This is a genomic window from Exiguobacterium sp. AB2 (assembly GCF_000696055.1).
GTDB lineage: Bacteria > Bacillota > Bacilli > Exiguobacteriales > Exiguobacteriaceae > Exiguobacterium > Exiguobacterium alkaliphilum.
Genome location: NZ_JNAA01000047.1, coordinates 14,442 through 28,561, shown reverse-complemented (window position 1 = coordinate 28,561; position 14,120 = coordinate 14,442). Strand labels below are relative to the sequence as shown.

The 14,120-nt window shown below is 53.9% G+C and carries 16 protein-coding genes and 2 riboswitches; of the genes, 6 read left to right on the top strand and 10 right to left on the bottom strand.

The window, feature by feature from the left end; genetic code table 11:
• Genes DI14_RS07050 through mtnK form a run of 4 tightly spaced genes read right to left on the bottom strand, consistent with a single transcriptional unit; the run spans nucleotide 1 to nucleotide 4,619 of the window.
• The gene (locus tag DI14_RS07050) at nucleotides 1–1,374 is read right to left on the bottom strand and encodes a sugar ABC transporter ATP-binding protein (protein WP_051622634.1); all 1,374 of its coding nucleotides are present in this window, start codon (nucleotides 1,372–1,374) and stop codon (nucleotides 1–3) included.
• Complete coding sequence (locus tag DI14_RS07045; protein WP_034806981.1) at nucleotides 1,374–2,441, bottom strand: sugar ABC transporter substrate-binding protein; 1,068 nt, start codon at nucleotides 2,439–2,441, stop codon at nucleotides 1,374–1,376. Before DI14_RS07045 ends, DI14_RS07050 begins: the two co-directional genes overlap by 1 nt.
• A complete protein-coding gene (gene mtnA, locus DI14_RS07040) occupies nucleotides 2,434–3,468 on the bottom strand; it encodes an S-methyl-5-thioribose-1-phosphate isomerase (RefSeq protein WP_034806979.1) in 1,035 nt (344 codons plus the stop codon). The genes DI14_RS07045 and mtnA overlap by 8 nt, the downstream gene beginning before the upstream one ends.
• Nucleotides 3,465–4,619 (bottom strand): S-methyl-5-thioribose kinase, encoded by a 1,155-nt coding sequence (gene mtnK / locus DI14_RS07035; RefSeq protein ID WP_034806978.1) that lies wholly within the window; start codon nucleotides 4,617–4,619, stop codon nucleotides 3,465–3,467. Before mtnK ends, mtnA begins: the two co-directional genes overlap by 4 nt.
• Before the next feature lie 79 nt (nucleotides 4,620–4,698).
• Nucleotides 4,699–4,802: riboswitch (SAM riboswitch) on the bottom strand.
• A gap of 203 nt (nucleotides 4,803–5,005) precedes the next feature.
• Nucleotides 5,006–5,107, top strand: a riboswitch (SAM riboswitch).
• 70 nt (nucleotides 5,108–5,177) lie between these two features.
• On the opposite strand from mtnK, the gene DI14_RS07030 reads away from it, so the two are divergent.
• Genes DI14_RS07030 through DI14_RS07015 form a run of 4 tightly spaced genes read left to right on the top strand, consistent with a single transcriptional unit; the run spans nucleotide 5,178 to nucleotide 8,143 of the window.
• On the top strand, nucleotides 5,178–6,335 hold the full coding sequence (locus DI14_RS07030) for a 2,3-diketo-5-methylthiopentyl-1-phosphate enolase (RefSeq protein ID WP_034806976.1): 1,158 nt from the start codon (nucleotides 5,178–5,180) through the stop codon (nucleotides 6,333–6,335).
• The gene (locus DI14_RS07025) at nucleotides 6,332–6,982 is read left to right on the top strand and encodes a 2-hydroxy-3-keto-5-methylthiopentenyl-1-phosphate phosphatase (RefSeq protein WP_034806974.1); all 651 of its coding nucleotides are present in this window, start codon (nucleotides 6,332–6,334) and stop codon (nucleotides 6,980–6,982) included. The genes DI14_RS07030 and DI14_RS07025 overlap by 4 nt, the downstream gene beginning before the upstream one ends.
• Nucleotides 6,979–7,596 (top strand): methylthioribulose 1-phosphate dehydratase, encoded by a 618-nt coding sequence (locus DI14_RS07020; protein ID WP_034806972.1) that lies wholly within the window; start codon nucleotides 6,979–6,981, stop codon nucleotides 7,594–7,596. Before DI14_RS07025 ends, DI14_RS07020 begins: the two co-directional genes overlap by 4 nt.
• Before the next feature lie 13 nt (nucleotides 7,597–7,609).
• A complete protein-coding gene (locus DI14_RS07015; RefSeq protein WP_034806970.1) occupies nucleotides 7,610–8,143 on the top strand; it encodes an acireductone dioxygenase in 534 nt (177 codons plus the stop codon).
• 32 nt (nucleotides 8,144–8,175) lie between these two features.
• Here DI14_RS07015 and DI14_RS07010 read toward each other — a convergent pair whose 3' ends face one another.
• The 3 genes from DI14_RS07010 to DI14_RS07000 form a co-directional block, all read right to left on the bottom strand.
• Complete coding sequence (locus DI14_RS07010; protein ID WP_034806968.1) at nucleotides 8,176–8,634, bottom strand: DUF4188 domain-containing protein; 459 nt, start codon at nucleotides 8,632–8,634, stop codon at nucleotides 8,176–8,178.
• On the bottom strand, nucleotides 8,606–9,175 hold the full coding sequence (locus DI14_RS07005; RefSeq protein WP_034806967.1) for a PadR family transcriptional regulator: 570 nt from the start codon (nucleotides 9,173–9,175) through the stop codon (nucleotides 8,606–8,608). The genes DI14_RS07010 and DI14_RS07005 overlap by 29 nt, the downstream gene beginning before the upstream one ends.
• A gap of 102 nt (nucleotides 9,176–9,277) precedes the next feature.
• Nucleotides 9,278–10,108: a TerC family protein gene (locus tag DI14_RS07000; RefSeq protein WP_034806965.1), complete on the bottom strand. Its 831-nt coding sequence runs from the start codon at nucleotides 10,106–10,108 to the stop codon at nucleotides 9,278–9,280.
• 253 nt (nucleotides 10,109–10,361) lie between these two features.
• Between DI14_RS07000 and folE2 the strand changes: the two genes are divergently transcribed.
• Complete coding sequence (gene folE2, locus DI14_RS06995) at nucleotides 10,362–11,270, top strand: GTP cyclohydrolase FolE2 (protein WP_034806963.1); 909 nt, start codon at nucleotides 10,362–10,364, stop codon at nucleotides 11,268–11,270.
• 37 nt (nucleotides 11,271–11,307) lie between these two features.
• On the opposite strand, the gene DI14_RS15505 is transcribed toward folE2, so the two are convergent.
• The 3 genes from DI14_RS15505 to pta form a co-directional block, all read right to left on the bottom strand.
• Nucleotides 11,308–11,472: a hypothetical protein gene (locus tag DI14_RS15505; protein ID WP_034806960.1), complete on the bottom strand. Its 165-nt coding sequence runs from the start codon at nucleotides 11,470–11,472 to the stop codon at nucleotides 11,308–11,310.
• Nucleotides 11,472–11,771 carry a rhodanese-like domain-containing protein gene (locus DI14_RS06985; protein ID WP_034806958.1) on the bottom strand — a complete coding sequence of 100 codons (300 nt, stop codon included), beginning with the start codon at nucleotides 11,769–11,771 and terminating at the stop codon, nucleotides 11,472–11,474. Before DI14_RS06985 ends, DI14_RS15505 begins: the two co-directional genes overlap by 1 nt.
• A 114-nt stretch (nucleotides 11,772–11,885) precedes the next feature.
• Nucleotides 11,886–12,875 (bottom strand): phosphate acetyltransferase, encoded by a 990-nt coding sequence (gene pta / locus DI14_RS06980; RefSeq protein ID WP_034806956.1) that lies wholly within the window; start codon nucleotides 12,873–12,875, stop codon nucleotides 11,886–11,888.
• Between the two features lie 336 nt (nucleotides 12,876–13,211).
• Here pta and hemQ point away from each other — a divergent pair, with 336 nt between their 5' ends.
• Complete coding sequence (gene hemQ / locus DI14_RS06975) at nucleotides 13,212–13,991, top strand: hydrogen peroxide-dependent heme synthase (RefSeq protein WP_034806954.1); 780 nt, start codon at nucleotides 13,212–13,214, stop codon at nucleotides 13,989–13,991.
• The last annotated feature ends 129 nt before the right edge of the window (nucleotides 13,992–14,120 follow it).

The following is a 14,120-nucleotide window of genomic DNA, read 5'->3' as shown; positions in this document are numbered from 1 at the left end:
TCATGCCCCTCCTTTCTGTTGCCAACGGCCGCGGTCGAGCCAGAGCGTCCGGTTGGCGACGAGTTCGAGTTCATGCGCTTCACTCGACGTGAAGATGACCGTCTTGCCTTGTTTGGCCAGTCGTGTCACGAGTTCATAAATGTCCCGTTTCGCCGTCACGTCGACGCCTTTCGTCGGCTCGTCGAGTAAATACACGTCCCGGTCTTCAAACAACCACTTGCTGAGGACGACTTTTTGTTGATTGCCACCGCTCAACTCACGCACCGGCTGTCGAACATCGGCATATTTGACACGAAGCGAGGACAAGACGCGTTGTAACACGCTCGTCTCGCCTTCCACGACTAACGCGTTTCGTTCAATCGAGTCGTCGAGAAAGAGTCCTTGCTTGCGCCGTTCTTCCGGGACGAAGGCGAACCCCGCGCGGACCCCTTGTCGCGGGGTGTGGATCGTCGTCACGTTCCCGTTGAGCTCGATGTGTTGCTTCGCGTCTGACAAACCGAACAACGCCTCGACGAGCTCCGTCTTGCCGCTCCCCGTCACGCCGCCGATGCCGACGACCTCGCCTTTGTAGGCGGTGAACGATAACTCGGTCCCAAACGCGGGTAACGTGAGCGTCGCCTTCAGTTGGACCTCGTTCGTCGGTGTCGCTTTTTCCAACTCATCTACAAGTGCCGTCCCGCTCAATAGCGTATGGACGTCTTCGGTCGACAACGGTTGGAACGGCCCTTCATAGACGAGCCGCCCGTCCCGGAGAAACGTCGTCGTCGTCGTGACACGTGTCAGTTCTTCGGAGCGGTGTGTGATGAGGAGGATGCCGACGCCGTCTTCGGCGAGTGTCTGCAGTAGCGAAAGCAGTGCCGCCGCATCGTCCGTCGACAAGGCGGCCGTCGGTTCGTCGAGCAAGAGGTACGTCGCCTCGCTCGCAAGCGCCCGGGCGATTAAGATGCGTTGTTTGACGCTGAGCGGATAATGCCCACTCGGTTTCGTCACATCGATCGCGAGACCGACACGCTTCAAATACGCCGTAGCCCGTCGCTTCAATTCACGCGGTTGAATCCGTTCGACCGTCTGCCACGGCACGACGTTCTCATAGACCGGTAAGTCGAGATAAAGCGCATCATCAACTTCTTGCGACACGGTGATGACACCACGTCGAATCGCTTCGGCCGGCGTGAGCACGACGGTCTCGTCGTCAAGCGAGATGGACCCGGACGTCGGTGTCGTCGTGCCGTTCAATAGCTTGATTAACGTGCTCTTCCCGGCCCCATTCAAGCCGAGAAGGCCATGAATCTCGCCGCGACGCAGCCCGAACGTGACGTCATCGAGCACCGTCACGTCCCCGTATTGTTTGGTGACGCGTTCAAGCCGAATCATCATTTCATCCAGTCCGACCAAGCCGCGTCCGACGCGCCCCAATTCGGTACGTATTGACCGAGATCATCCATCGTCACTTTCTCGTCCGGTAAGACGTCACGGTCGACTAAGTACGGGTCAATCGAATGGATGGACGGCGTCTCTTCACCAGCTAATTTTTGGTAAGCATATCGGACTTGGACACGACCAATCTCGGCCGGGTCGGTCGCTGCCGTCACTTTCCACGGGCTTCCCTCTTCTTGCATGAGCTGAAGGTCCTCATCGCTCAAATCGATGCCGTAGACGGCAATCTCATCGCGCCCGGCTTGTTTGATGGCACGGCTCGCACCTTTGGCGAATTCGTCCCACATCGCGAACACGGCGTCAATCTCGCCTTCCGGGTACTTCTTCAAGATCGCTTCCATCTGGCTCTGTGTGTCGAGCGCGGTGTTGTTCGTCGCCGAACCGAACTTGGCCACTTCCTCGATCCCTGGATAACGCTTCAAGAACGCATCGTAAATCGTATGGCGACGTTCCATCGGCGTGAAACCGCCGACCCAAATCGTGACAATCTTCCCTTCCCCGTCCAAATCCTCCGCGAGCGCCTTGAGCGAACGCCACGCGAGCGAATAGTCGTCTTGGTCGATGACCGTGACGCCTTCGTTCGTCAAATCGTTGTCGAACGCCACGACTTTGATGCCTTTGTCGAGCGCGCGTTGGACGGGTTCTTTCAACGCGTCGGCGCGCCCGTGATCAATCAAGATGACATCGACACCTTGCGTCGTCGCCGTGTCGACATAACTCGCCATCTTCGACAAATCATTGTCGGCGTTATACACTTTCACGTTGCCGCCGAACGATTCGACTTGTTCGGTCACACCGTTTATGTACTGCGACGAGAACGTCCCGATCGACATTTGCATGATCAGGGCGACGTCGATGTCTTTCGGCAATGTCCCGTTCGAAGCCGACACCGGTTTCGTTTCCGGTGTCTTCTCGGTCGGTTTCGGCGTGGCTGCTTGTTCGTTCGTGCAACCGACGAGCGCCAAGACGAACGTGAATAGTAAAATCAATAGTTTCTTAGACATGAATCGTTCCCCCTACATGATGTGTGATAGCCGTCTCGTTCGCCTCGAACACGCCCGCCTCGGTGATGAGTCCCGTGATGAGCTCGGGCGGTGTGACGTCGAACGCCGGATTGAAGACCGTGATGCCGACAGGTGCCGTCGGCTGGCCACCGATGTGTGTCACTTCTTTCGCGTCCCGCTCCTCAATCTCAATCGCATCGTCTGCCGTCAAATCGAACGTCGAATGCGGTGCTGCGACATAGAACGGGATGCCGTAATGGTTGGCGAGCACGGCGAGTTGAAGCGTCCCAATCTTGTTGGCGACGTGTCCCGTCCGTGTGATGCGGTCGGCTCCGACGATGATCGCGTCGACGCCTTTCGCTTGAATCGTCCACGCGGCCATATTATCGGTGATAAGCGTGACGTCGATGTCCGCTTGGTCGAGTTCCCAAACGGTGAGGCGTGCCCCTTGCAGAAGTGGACGGGTCTCACAGGCGAAGACGTTGAACGTGACACCGCGCTCTTTCCCAACATAAAACGGTGCGAGTGCCGTCCCGTAACGCGACGTCGCGATAGCGCCGGCGTTACAAATCGTCAAGACGTTCCCGCCTGAAGGCAACACGGTCAGTGTGTGCTCTCCGATGGACCGATACGTGTCGACGTCACGTTCATAGAGGGCGACCGCGCGCCGTTTTATTTCCCCGGCAATCTGTTCGAAATCGTCCCCGCTGTTCAATTCGAGAAGCGACTCGATCACGTTTTGTAAATTGACCGCCGTCGGCCGTGTCGCGATCAAACGGCGTCCGACAATCTCGAGACGACGCGTGAAATCTGGGTCGTCGACGAGACGCTCTGCCTCTTTCGCCAGGACGAACGCCCCGAAATACGCGATCGCCGGTGCGCCTCGGACTTGGAGCGTCTCAATCGCGTGCTCCGCTTCTTCAAGCGTCTCGATCGTCACGTAACGTGCCTCATGCGGAAGGAGCGTCTGGTCTAAGAGAATCAACTCATTGGTCGAGACGTCAAAGCGAATGTTTTGCACCGTCATACGCGTACCCCCGATAACAAGGTGACGAGGCCGTCAATCGAGTCGACTTCGTGACGTTCTTTAATGAGCGCCGTACCGAGCGCGAGCGCATCGCGTTTCCGCTCGAGACGTGTCGTTTCGGGTAACGTCTCAAGGTCTGCGACGCCGGCGAGGCCGATGGCGCGGCGGATGAGTTCGCAACCGGCATAGCCGACCGTGTCGGCGAAAATCGTTTGTAACAAGTCGTCGACATATCCTTCCGTGTCGAACGGCTCGACGGCGTTCGTGAAGTTGTGGCGGAACGTCTTCTCAAACGTCTCCCACACCGTGAGGACGTCCGTGAACCGTTCGAATCGCTTGAGCGGATCGTGGAACGTGGCGAGCGTCAAATGCGCGATAATCTGTCCGACGTCGAAGCCGAACGGTCCGTAGAATGCGAACTCCGGATCGATGATTTTCGTCTCCTGCGTCGTCGCAAAGATGCTTCCTGTATGTAAGTCGCCATGAAGCAAGGCGTCATGTTTCGTGACGAATCCGACTTTCAGTTTCGCCACCTCGACTTTGAGCGCCTTGTCATGCCAGAGGCGTTCGACGTCAGGACGCAGCGCCGCCTCGATATTGTTCGACTCGGCGTCTTTATACGGATCGGTGAAAATGAGCTTTTCCGTGATGTCGCACAGCTCCGGGTTGTAATACTCCCGTTCCTTCCGCTTCTTCTCGATTGGACCGGCCGCGTAGTCGGACGTGGCGAACAACGTCTCGCCTAAAAATTCACCGACGTGACGGGCCAGTTCAGGATACGTCTTCCCTTCGAGGTAACCGGTGCGGACGATTTCATAATCGGACAAGTCCTCTAAAATCGTGTACGCGAGCGTCCGGTCGCTCCCGAGCACGTTCGGCACGAAACGTGGCACGACTTCTGCGAACTGACGCAACGCGAGCTGCTCGATCCAGGCCCGTTCAAGCGTGAGCGGCCAACTTTCCCCGACGACTTTCGCATACGGGAGCGCTTGTTTGACGATAAGACGCTGTTCGCCTTGACGGATGCGGAAGACGAGGTTCAAGTTTCCGTCCCCAATCTCATCGCATTGGGCGATCCCTCCTTCTTCAATCAGTCCGAGTGCCCGGACGTGGTCGACGACCGTCTGTTCAGTAAATGGTTGATATGCCATGTCTATTTCCCCTTTCGATGATTTCCACAAAAAAAGCCCCTTTCTCCGCGAGAAAGAGGCACAGCCAGATTGGTTGTTCCTCTCATCTTTCAGACATTCGTCTGGTGGATGTAGCACCGTGCCGTACTGGTCGGTTGCTGCGGCGTCATCGGGCCAATTCCCTCTGCCAACTCGCGATAAGAGTGTGTTATTCGATTTGTGTGACTATGAGCTGAATATTACGGAGTCGACGCCCTGGTTGTCAACGCTGTTTTTTTGAGCATCGAGTCACTTTTTGTTTGCATATATGGAAACAAATTTCTAAAATAAAAAATTTTCAAAAAAGGAATTGACGCTGTGACGATTCTGTGCAAAAATTCAATTAAATTTCACAACTTCAAATCATATTCTTATCAAGAGCAGACGGAGGGACAAGCCCGATGATGTCGCAGCAACCGACCCGATTGGGCACGGTGCTAATTCTTGCAGCAGACGCTGAGAGATAAGAGTTCATTTTTTATGATGACCTCTTGCCTCGGCATGGGGTCATTTTTTGTTTGACCGGAAGGAGGAACGAACATGGGCATCATCGCCACTTATGAAATTAACCGTACGGACCGCGTGGCCGACCTCGCCGCGAAAATCGCGCTCGAGTTGACCGTCGGCACGTGGACAGACTTACCACACCTAGAACAAGCACAGTTACAAGCGTATCGCGCCGAAGTCGTCTCGACGTCACATACGGAAACGACGAGCCGCTTCAAAATCCGCTACCCGCTCCATAACGTCAGTGCGGACTTCTCATCCATCTTGACGACGACGTTCGGAAAGCTATCACTCGACGACTCGGTCCGGCTCGTCGACCTCGATTTACCTGAAGCGTTGCGCGACACGTTTCCCGGCGCCAAGTTCGGGACAGAAGGCGTCCGTCAGCTACTCGGCGTCTACGACCGGCCACTCGTCATGAGCATCTTCAAAGGGGTCATCGGCCGAGACTTGACCTTTTTAGAAGCACAGCTCCGTGACCAGCTCGACGGGGGCATCGATATCGTCAAAGACGACGAGATTTTATATGACAATCCGCTCACCCCTTCACTTGAGCGGGCGCAGATCGGCCGCACCGTCTTAGGCGAGCATTACGAGGCGACCGGAAAACGTGCCCTGTACGCCGTCACGCTAAGCGGACCGGTGTTCACGTTACGTGACCAAGCGCTACGGTTGATTGACGCTGGGGCAACGGCCCTCCTCTTCAACGTCTATACATACGGGCTCGATACCTTGCGTGAGCTGGCGAAAGACCCGGACGTGAACGTGCCGATTTTAGCGCACCCGGCGTTCGCCGGCGCCTTGACCGGTTCAATCAGCCATGCACTCCTACTCGGGAAGCTTCCTCGACTCGCCGGTGCCGACTTGACGCTCTTTCCATCGCCGTATGGATCGCTCGCGACGCCGCGTGACGAGGCGCTCCTCATCCGCGATGTAAGCGCGGAACCGAGCGAAAGAAAAGCGATTCTCCCGGTCCCGTCAGCCGGGATTCATCCAGGGCTCGTTCCCGACATCATCCGTGATTTCGGAACCGATGTCGTCATCAATGCCGGTGGCGGCATCCACGGACACCCAGACGGCGCCGCAGCCGGGGCCCGGGCGTTCAAACAGGCCATCGCGCACGTCCTCGGACAACGAGACGGCCAGACGACCGAGCTCGAGACGGCATTGAAAGCGTGGACGACGCGATGACGGTCCATATCCTCTGCGATTTCGACGGGACCATCACGGCCGAGGACAACATCATCGCCTTGATGAAGGCGTTCGCTCCTCCCGAATGGGTCGAGCTGAAAGACGCGATCCTCGCCCAAGACATCTCGATTCGCTCCGGCGTCGGCCAACTGTTCAACTTGTTGCCGAGTAGCGGGCGTACCGCATATCGAGACTATTTGGTGGAACGTATCGCGTTACGCTCTGGGTTTACTGCCTTTTTGGCCGACGTGCGTCAAAACGAATGGCACTTTGACGTCGTCAGCGGCGGGATGGACTTCTTCGTTCAACCAATTTTAGACGGCCTCGTCGGTTCCGAACATATTTTCTGTAACGTCGCCGACTTCTCGGGTGAGACCGTGACCGTCGCGTGGCCACACGCGTGTGACGATCAGTGCACAAACGATTGCGGTTGCTGTAAACCGACGATCGCCCGCCGCATCGTCGATTCCAATGACCGGTTGATCGTCATCGGGGATTCGGTGACCGATTTCGAGATTGCGAAACGGGCGGACTTCGTCTATGCCCGTGGACAACTCATCACGCTCTGCGAGGCGGAAGGCATCCCATTCGCCCCGTTCGAGACGTTCCATGACATCACCCATCATCTGCAGGAGGTGACCGTATGAGTGTGACCGCCCGTTGGCTCGAACTAGCCGACATTAAAGATGAGCTCGCCGCCCGCGACTGGTTCCCCGGAACGAGTGGGAATTTGGCGATTCGCGTCGAAGATGACCCGCTCACCTTTTTAGTCACTGCGAGCGGACGTGACAAGCGAAAACGAACACCGGACGACTTCGTCCTCGTCGATGCTTTCGGACGCTTGATCGGCGAACAGACAGGAAAACCGTCCGCCGAGACGTTGCTCCACGTGGAGGTGTTCAACCGGACCGAAGCAACGTGCTCGCTCCATGTCCATACGATTGACAACAACGTCATCTCCGAGCTTTATGCCGCTCGAGGCGAGGTCGTCTTCACCGGTCAAGAGATCATCAAGGCGCTCGGTTATTGGGAAGAAGATGCTATCGTCCGTGTCCCGATCATCGACAACCATGCCGACATCCCGACGCTTGCCGCGGCGTTCGCCCCTCATGTCCGTTCAAGCGCCGGTGCCGTCCTCATCCGCAACCACGGCATCACCGTCTGGGGCGAGACACCGGCGGCGACGAAACGCTATTTAGAAGCATATGAGTTTTTATTCAGCTACACGTTAAAACTACGCGCCTTAGGCGTGCATTCATAAGGAGGAACCATCCATGGCTACAATCTATTTCCAACAAACCGAAGAACGTCACGTCGACCAAACTGAAGTGAGCGCCTTTTTAGAGTCACGCGGCATTCTATATGAACAGTGGGACATCAACAAGCTCCCAGTAAACCTGCAAGAGAACTACCAGTTGACGGACGAGGACAAACAGGCGATTCTCGCGACGTTCCGTGACGAGATTAAAGATGTATCGGAACGCCGTGGCTATGAGACGGCCGACGTCATCTCGCTTTCGGATGCGACGCCGAACTTGGACGAATTACTCGTCAACTTCCAAAAAGAACACCACCACACGGACGACGAAGTTCGCTTCATCGTGAGCGGCCACGGTATCTTCGCAATCGATGACGCCGAGCGTGGCTACTTCAACATCGAACTGAACCCAGGCGATCTCATCTCGGTGCCGGTGAACACACGCCACTATTTCACGCTCCAAGACGACCGCAAAGTCGTCGCCGTCCGCATCTTCGTGACGACGGAAGGCTGGGTGCCGATTTACGAGAAAGAAAACGTAAACGCATAATAAAGAAGCGGACGAATCACTCGTCCGCTTCTTTATTTGGCTTCACGCTCAGCCAATCGTTCCCTTGCCGACTCGCGCATCTTCGAGACATCGACCTCACCAATTGCTTTTCCTAATCCACGCGTCGGAAGATTCACGTACATCGATTCGTAGTTTTTCACTTCGTATGTCTCGTGAAAAATTCCGACGACTTCACTTGACCGTGCTTTTTGATTGAACACTTTCCATGCTTTCATATGCTGATTGTTGTGAGCGTATTGAAGTAACTGTTCGCTCGAACGCCAATATTGAATGAGCGTAACCGAACGCCATCCGATGCTCGTCTCATGTGACAGGAACCCTAAATCCGAATGGGCATACAGCTCTTTCAACATGCCTGGCATGGCGTTGAACGTGGGCCACCACTTTCGAATCGAGCGCAACCGGTTCACTCGGATTCCGATGACAAATACGACGACGTCTTCATTCGGTACGGCCATCTTCCGTTTCATCGTCTGTTCCCCCTTCAATCATCCGCACTGTCCGTTCACACCATTCGATGAGGGCACGGGTCTGAGTCTTTCCATAGTCAAGCGTCATCAGCCAATACATCGCGTCCGGTGACTGGGTTTCGCTCGAGCGAATCATCGTCTCAATCGCTTCATACGTCTCCAATCGTCCACGTAATAACGCTTCATGATGGGTAATCTTTTCAATCGTTTCTTCTAAAGGTTCGTGTCTCGCAAAGAACAGTTTAAGCAACAGTTCATTTCGTTGAACCGGTAGTTCTGCCGGCTTCTCCTCGAGCCAACGACGTAACTCTGTCTCGCCTGACTCGGTCAGTTCATACGCTTTTCGATCGTCTTCTTCATTTGACAGTACAATCAGCCCGTCTTGTTCTAACGCTTTTAACGTCGGATAAACTTGCCCGAAGCTAATTTTCCAAAAGTGGTTTAAGCTGTGATCAATCATCTGCTTCATCTCATAACCGGTCCGGCAGGATGTCGTCAATAATCCTAACAGGGCATATCGTGTCGAGTTTTCGCGTGGCATCCGTCATCTCCTATATCAAAAAGATACTATCTATTTGATATATACCCGGTCATGAAACGATCAAACAAAAAAACATGTGCCTCCGAAGAGACACATGTTGACTCAATGCTTGACCGCCGACGGTTTCGAAGAGAACCAACCCCAAAGGGCAATGGCGACCATGACCGACCAGAAGAAGAGCGTCCAACCGGTCGAATGGACGAACCCGTGCGGGAGTCCGATGAACTCGATGGGCGTTCCTTCGATTAATCGTTTGAAGCCTTCGTGTTCCAAAACGAGAACCGTCAGCTTCACCCCGACCCAACCGACGATGATAAAAGCCGCTGTCTCGAGCGTCGGCCGTTGGTGCAAGAGTTTCACAAAAATCCGAGCTGCGAAACGCATTAAGACGACGCCGATGAGTCCACCGAGCAACACGACAAAGAATTGACCAGAGTCGATCCCACCGATCTCACCGAGACCGAGCGCCGGAAGACTGACCGCGAGCGCGACCGCCGCCAAAATCGAGTCGACCGCGAATGCGATGTCCGCGAACTCGACTTTCGCGACCGTCCACCAAAACTCTTTGCGCGAGACCGGTTTCTCGGTGACGGCCGTCTCGGCTTTCGCCTCTGCCGCCAGGTCTTGATGCGGCGCCATGTGGCGCGCCTTGTACGTCATATACAGATGTCTCGCACTCATCCCAATCAAATAGAGGGCCCCGAGCGCCTGCACTTGCCAGACGTTGATTAAGAATGAGATCAGGAACAGTGCGAGGAAGCGGAATACGAACGCTCCAAGCAAGCCGTAGAACAATGCTTTCTTTTGTTCCGTGCGCGGCAAATGTTTGACCATGACAGCCAAGACGAGCGCATTGTCTGCAGATAATAGCCCTTCAAGACCGATGAGGACGACGACAATCCAAGCATACTGCAGAATTAACTGCCAATCCATGTAAATCCATCTCCTTTTTGTTGTGTTCCTTCATATTTAATAGTGACTGTTTTTTTAAGTTCACGAGAACATTCTATTCCGATTTTTTTTTAAAAGCAATCGTTATTTTTTCACACTATGAAGTTTCTCACTAAAAACAGGTTCAAAGCATGTTCCTAGAGCAAATTGGTACCCGGTTCACGTACGTTTCGTGATAAAATCCTAACAAGAACGAGTGGTGGCATTCCACCCTCTCAAAAAGGAGAATCCGATTATGTCTACAAGCCATGTCGCTTTACCTACTAAAGCAGAACGACATAAATTATTCGGTTCGGTCCCACCAATTAAAGGAACGAAACCGACAGAGAAAGATAAGATGGTCGATTTGCAAAATACACCGAAGAACTTTTTGTTCGCGCTTGACAGCGTCGGCATCTCAAACGTGAAACACCCTGTCAATATTGATACGCCAAACGGGATTCAAGCGACGGTCGCAACGTTCGAATTGACGACGTCCCTCGTCCAAGACCGAAAAGGCATCAACATGTCGCGCCTTACTGAGCAACTTGACGCGTACCATAACCAAGGTTGGACCGTCTCGAACGCGTCGCTCATCGAGTTCGCACAAGAACTTGCCGAGCGAATGGAACAGACAGAAGGGCAACTCACGATCCGCTACCCGTGGTTCTTCAGCCGAAAAGCACCAGCGACCGGCCTCAGCGGTCTTATGAACGCGGACGTCATGCATCGTGTGTCGTATAACCTTGAAACCGGTACAGCGAGCGTCACGGTCGGGCTCGTCATCAACGTGACAACGCTTTGCCCATGCTCAAAAGAAATTAGTGAATATAGCGCCCACAACCAACGCGGCTACATCACGATCGAGGCCGGCCTCGACGAGACATCGCTCGACGGTTTCGACTGGCGCGTCGCGTTGCTCGATGCAGCCGAGTCAAACGCCTCAGCACCGCTTCACCCTGTCCTCAAACGTCCAGACGAGAAGCGCGCGACAGAGATCGCTTACGAGAACCCACGCTTCGTCGAAGACATGGTCCGTTTGATCGCAGCCGATTTGTATGAGATGAAACAAGTCGTCAACTTCTTCGTCGAGTGCCGGAACGAGGAATCGATTCACCAACACGACGCGATCGCCTCGATCACGTTCGATAAGCGCGAGAACTAAAAAAAACGAGTGAAGCCCCATCGGCTTCACTCGTTTTTCATAGGCTCCGGATGAGCCGAGTCGTCAACAAAATCACAATCAAGATGACCCATACCGCCCAGACGAGACGCCATTTTGCCCAATCGAGCCGTTTGACAAACGCGTACACGGTCAAATACAGCGCGATAAGGAGTGGAATGACGACCCATGGATTCTCAAGCATCACGCTTCGATGTCACCGTCCCAGGCGAGCATACCGCCCTCGACGTTGACGACCTTATAACCTTGAGACTCCAAATAGTCGCCTGCTGTCACGCTGCGGCCGCCCGAACGACAGATGATGTGATAGACGTTGTCCTTGGCGAGCTTCTCCGTCACTTCCGGGAACTCGGACAGCGGATAGAGCGGGACGTGCGGGATGTGACCTGCGTCATACTCGTCTTGTTCGCGTACGTCGATGATGTGGAGCGATTCGCCGTTCTCGAGCTTCTCACGTAATTCGGTTGCATGGATATGTTGCATATTGGTTCCCCCTTTTCAATGTTATCCTCTACTAGTTTACCTCAGACTTTCTTCATACAAACGCTTCTTGCTCCTGAAAAAAGCATCCTCCGCTCAGGAAGGATGCTTTTTGACTTACGCTTCGTTGCGTTCGTCGATGGCTTGTGCTGCTGTGATGAGCGTCAATTTATAGACATCTTCTTCGTTACAGCCGCGCGACAAGTCGTTGACCGGCTTGTTGAGTCCTTGAAGGATTGGTCCGATCGCTTCGAACCCGCCGAAACGTTGAACCATCTTGTAGCCGATGTTCCCGGCTTCAAGGCTCGGGAAGACGAAGACGTTGGCGTTACCGGCCACCTCAGAGCCCGGTGCCTTCTTCGCTGCGACGCTCGGGACGAACGCGGCATCAAACTGAAGCTCACCGTCGATTGGAAGGTTCGGAGCCTTCTCTTTCGCGAGACGTGTCGCTTCGATGACTTTCTCCGTCTCAGGCGACTTCGCCGAACCTTTCGTCGAGAAACTGAGGAGCGCGACTTGTGGCTCGATGCCGAACGTCTTCGCTGTCAAAGCAGACAAGTACGCGTTCTCCGCGAGGTCGGCCGCATCCGGTGCGATGTTGATTGCACAGTCTGAGAAGACGTACTGTTCGTTGTCGCGTACCATGATGAACACACCAGACGTCTTTTTAATGCCTTCTTGCATCTTGATGATTTGAAGGGCCGGACGGACCGTGTCTGCTGTCGCATGCATCGCTCCCGAGACGAGACCTTCTGCCTTGCCTGTATGGACGAGCATCGTGCCGAAGTAGTTTACGTCTGACGACAACAATTCACGCGCCTGCTCTGGCGTCGCTTTCCCTTTACGACGCGCGACGAACGCTTCGACGAGTGTATCGATGTCTTCATATGTTGCTGGATCATATTGCGTCAAAACTGAAATATCAAATCCGTGCTTTGAAGCGACCGCTTCAAGTTCAGCTTTCGGGCCGATGACGATCGGTTCGACCATGCCGTCATTTTTCAAACGGACCGCGGCGCCGAGCACACGCTCGTCGACACCTTCTGGCAAGACGATCGTAGGACGAATCGGGCTGACTTTTTGTTTCAACGTATCAAATAGTTTCATAACGAATGAACCCCTTTTTTCTTGAAATAAGTGTCACGTTTCTGTGACCGACTGCTGTCTTTATGCGATTTCAATTATACACAGGACCTTTTTTAAAATAAACTATTCTGCCCGTTTCGTCATAAATCGCTTGAAATCAATCATTATACGAATAGAACAGTTAGACTAAAACGACTGGTACAGGTAGCTGTGAAGCCGTTTCCATCTTTTGTGTCGTCTTCCCTTTACCCGCTTTGGTCTGTGACTACGCTCACACGTGACGTCAAACTTGCCAGGCCGTGAAGCGACTATGGTAAAATAAACAGCGAAGCCTAAGTTCCTGAAAGGAGTTTTTTTATGTCTGAACGCCCTGCACCAACACCTACTACAGAGACACAGCACGCCGCCGCCACTTTGGATGGCTGGTATACACTCCATGATTTCCGCACGATTGATTGGACCCGTTTAAAAACCGTTGATGCGACTGCTCGCCAAGAGATGATTGACGAGTTCGTTGCTTTCCTTGCCTCGCTCGAGGACGTGGAGGCGCGCGGAGAAGGAAGCCATGCGTTTTACTCGATTCTCGGACAAAAGGCGGACGTTGTCTTGATGGTACTCCGTCCGACGTTCAAAGAACTTGAACAAGTCGAACTCGCGCTCCGGAAGACGAAATTGTACGATTACATGATTCCGTCATACTCTTACGTTTCAGTTATTGAACTCGGGATGTACCGTGGTTCCGGTGACGGGGACCCTTATGAGAACCCGCATATCCGGGCTCGTCTCTATCCGACGCTCCCGAAAGCGGCGCATATTTGTTTCTATCCGATGAGCAAGGCTCGCCGTGACGGGGATAACTGGTATACGCTATCGATGGATGAGCGGAAAGACCTCATGTATCGTCACAGCATGATCGGCCGTAGCTACGCCGGCAAGATTCAACAGTTTATCGGCGGCTCAACTGGATTCGACGGCTGGGAATGGGGCGTGACCTTGTTCGCAGAAGACTCGCTCCAGTTCAAGAAAATCGTTTACGAGATGCGCTTTGATGAAGTAAGCGCGAAGTACGGCGAGTTCGGCGAATTCTATGTAGGAAACATCTTACCAAAAGAAGAACTCGGCACATTCCTAGGCTAAATCTAGGTTTATGCAAACGTTCACTTGGGAATCTTTGTTTATAGAGGCAACTCCATAAATAATGATCAATGAGGTGAACAACGATGCGCGTGTTCAAGGAATCAGATCGAGACACTGCGGAACGTTTAG

Bases quoted from the DNA above. Each gene is read 5' to 3' on its own strand.
- DI14_RS07050 (WP_051622634.1), bottom strand. From the start codon at position 1,374: ATGATTCGGCTTGAACGCGTCACCAAACAATACGGGGACGTGACGGTG.
- DI14_RS07045 (WP_034806981.1), bottom strand. From the start codon at position 2,441: ATGTCTAAGAAACTATTGATTTTACTATTCACGTTCGTCTTGGCGCTC.
- mtnA (WP_034806979.1), bottom strand. From the start codon at position 3,468: ATGACGGTGCAAAACATTCGCTTTGACGTCTCGACCAATGAGTTGATT.
- mtnK (WP_034806978.1), bottom strand. From the start codon at position 4,619: ATGGCATATCAACCATTTACTGAACAGACGGTCGTCGACCACGTCCGG.
- DI14_RS07030 (WP_034806976.1), top strand. From the start codon at position 5,178: ATGGGCATCATCGCCACTTATGAAATTAACCGTACGGACCGCGTGGCC.
- DI14_RS07025 (WP_034806974.1), top strand. From the start codon at position 6,332: ATGACGGTCCATATCCTCTGCGATTTCGACGGGACCATCACGGCCGAG.
- DI14_RS07020 (WP_034806972.1), top strand. From the start codon at position 6,979: ATGAGTGTGACCGCCCGTTGGCTCGAACTAGCCGACATTAAAGATGAG.
- DI14_RS07015 (WP_034806970.1), top strand. From the start codon at position 7,610: ATGGCTACAATCTATTTCCAACAAACCGAAGAACGTCACGTCGACCAA.
- DI14_RS07010 (WP_034806968.1), bottom strand. From the start codon at position 8,634: ATGAAACGGAAGATGGCCGTACCGAATGAAGACGTCGTCGTATTTGTC.
- DI14_RS07005 (WP_034806967.1), bottom strand. From the start codon at position 9,175: ATGCCACGCGAAAACTCGACACGATATGCCCTGTTAGGATTATTGACG.
- DI14_RS07000 (WP_034806965.1), bottom strand. From the start codon at position 10,108: ATGGATTGGCAGTTAATTCTGCAGTATGCTTGGATTGTCGTCGTCCTC.
- folE2 (WP_034806963.1), top strand. From the start codon at position 10,362: ATGTCTACAAGCCATGTCGCTTTACCTACTAAAGCAGAACGACATAAA.
- DI14_RS15505 (WP_034806960.1), bottom strand. From the start codon at position 11,472: ATGCTTGAGAATCCATGGGTCGTCATTCCACTCCTTATCGCGCTGTAT.
- DI14_RS06985 (WP_034806958.1), bottom strand. From the start codon at position 11,771: ATGCAACATATCCATGCAACCGAATTACGTGAGAAGCTCGAGAACGGC.
- pta (WP_034806956.1), bottom strand. From the start codon at position 12,875: ATGAAACTATTTGATACGTTGAAACAAAAAGTCAGCCCGATTCGTCCT.
- hemQ (WP_034806954.1), top strand. From the start codon at position 13,212: ATGTCTGAACGCCCTGCACCAACACCTACTACAGAGACACAGCACGCC.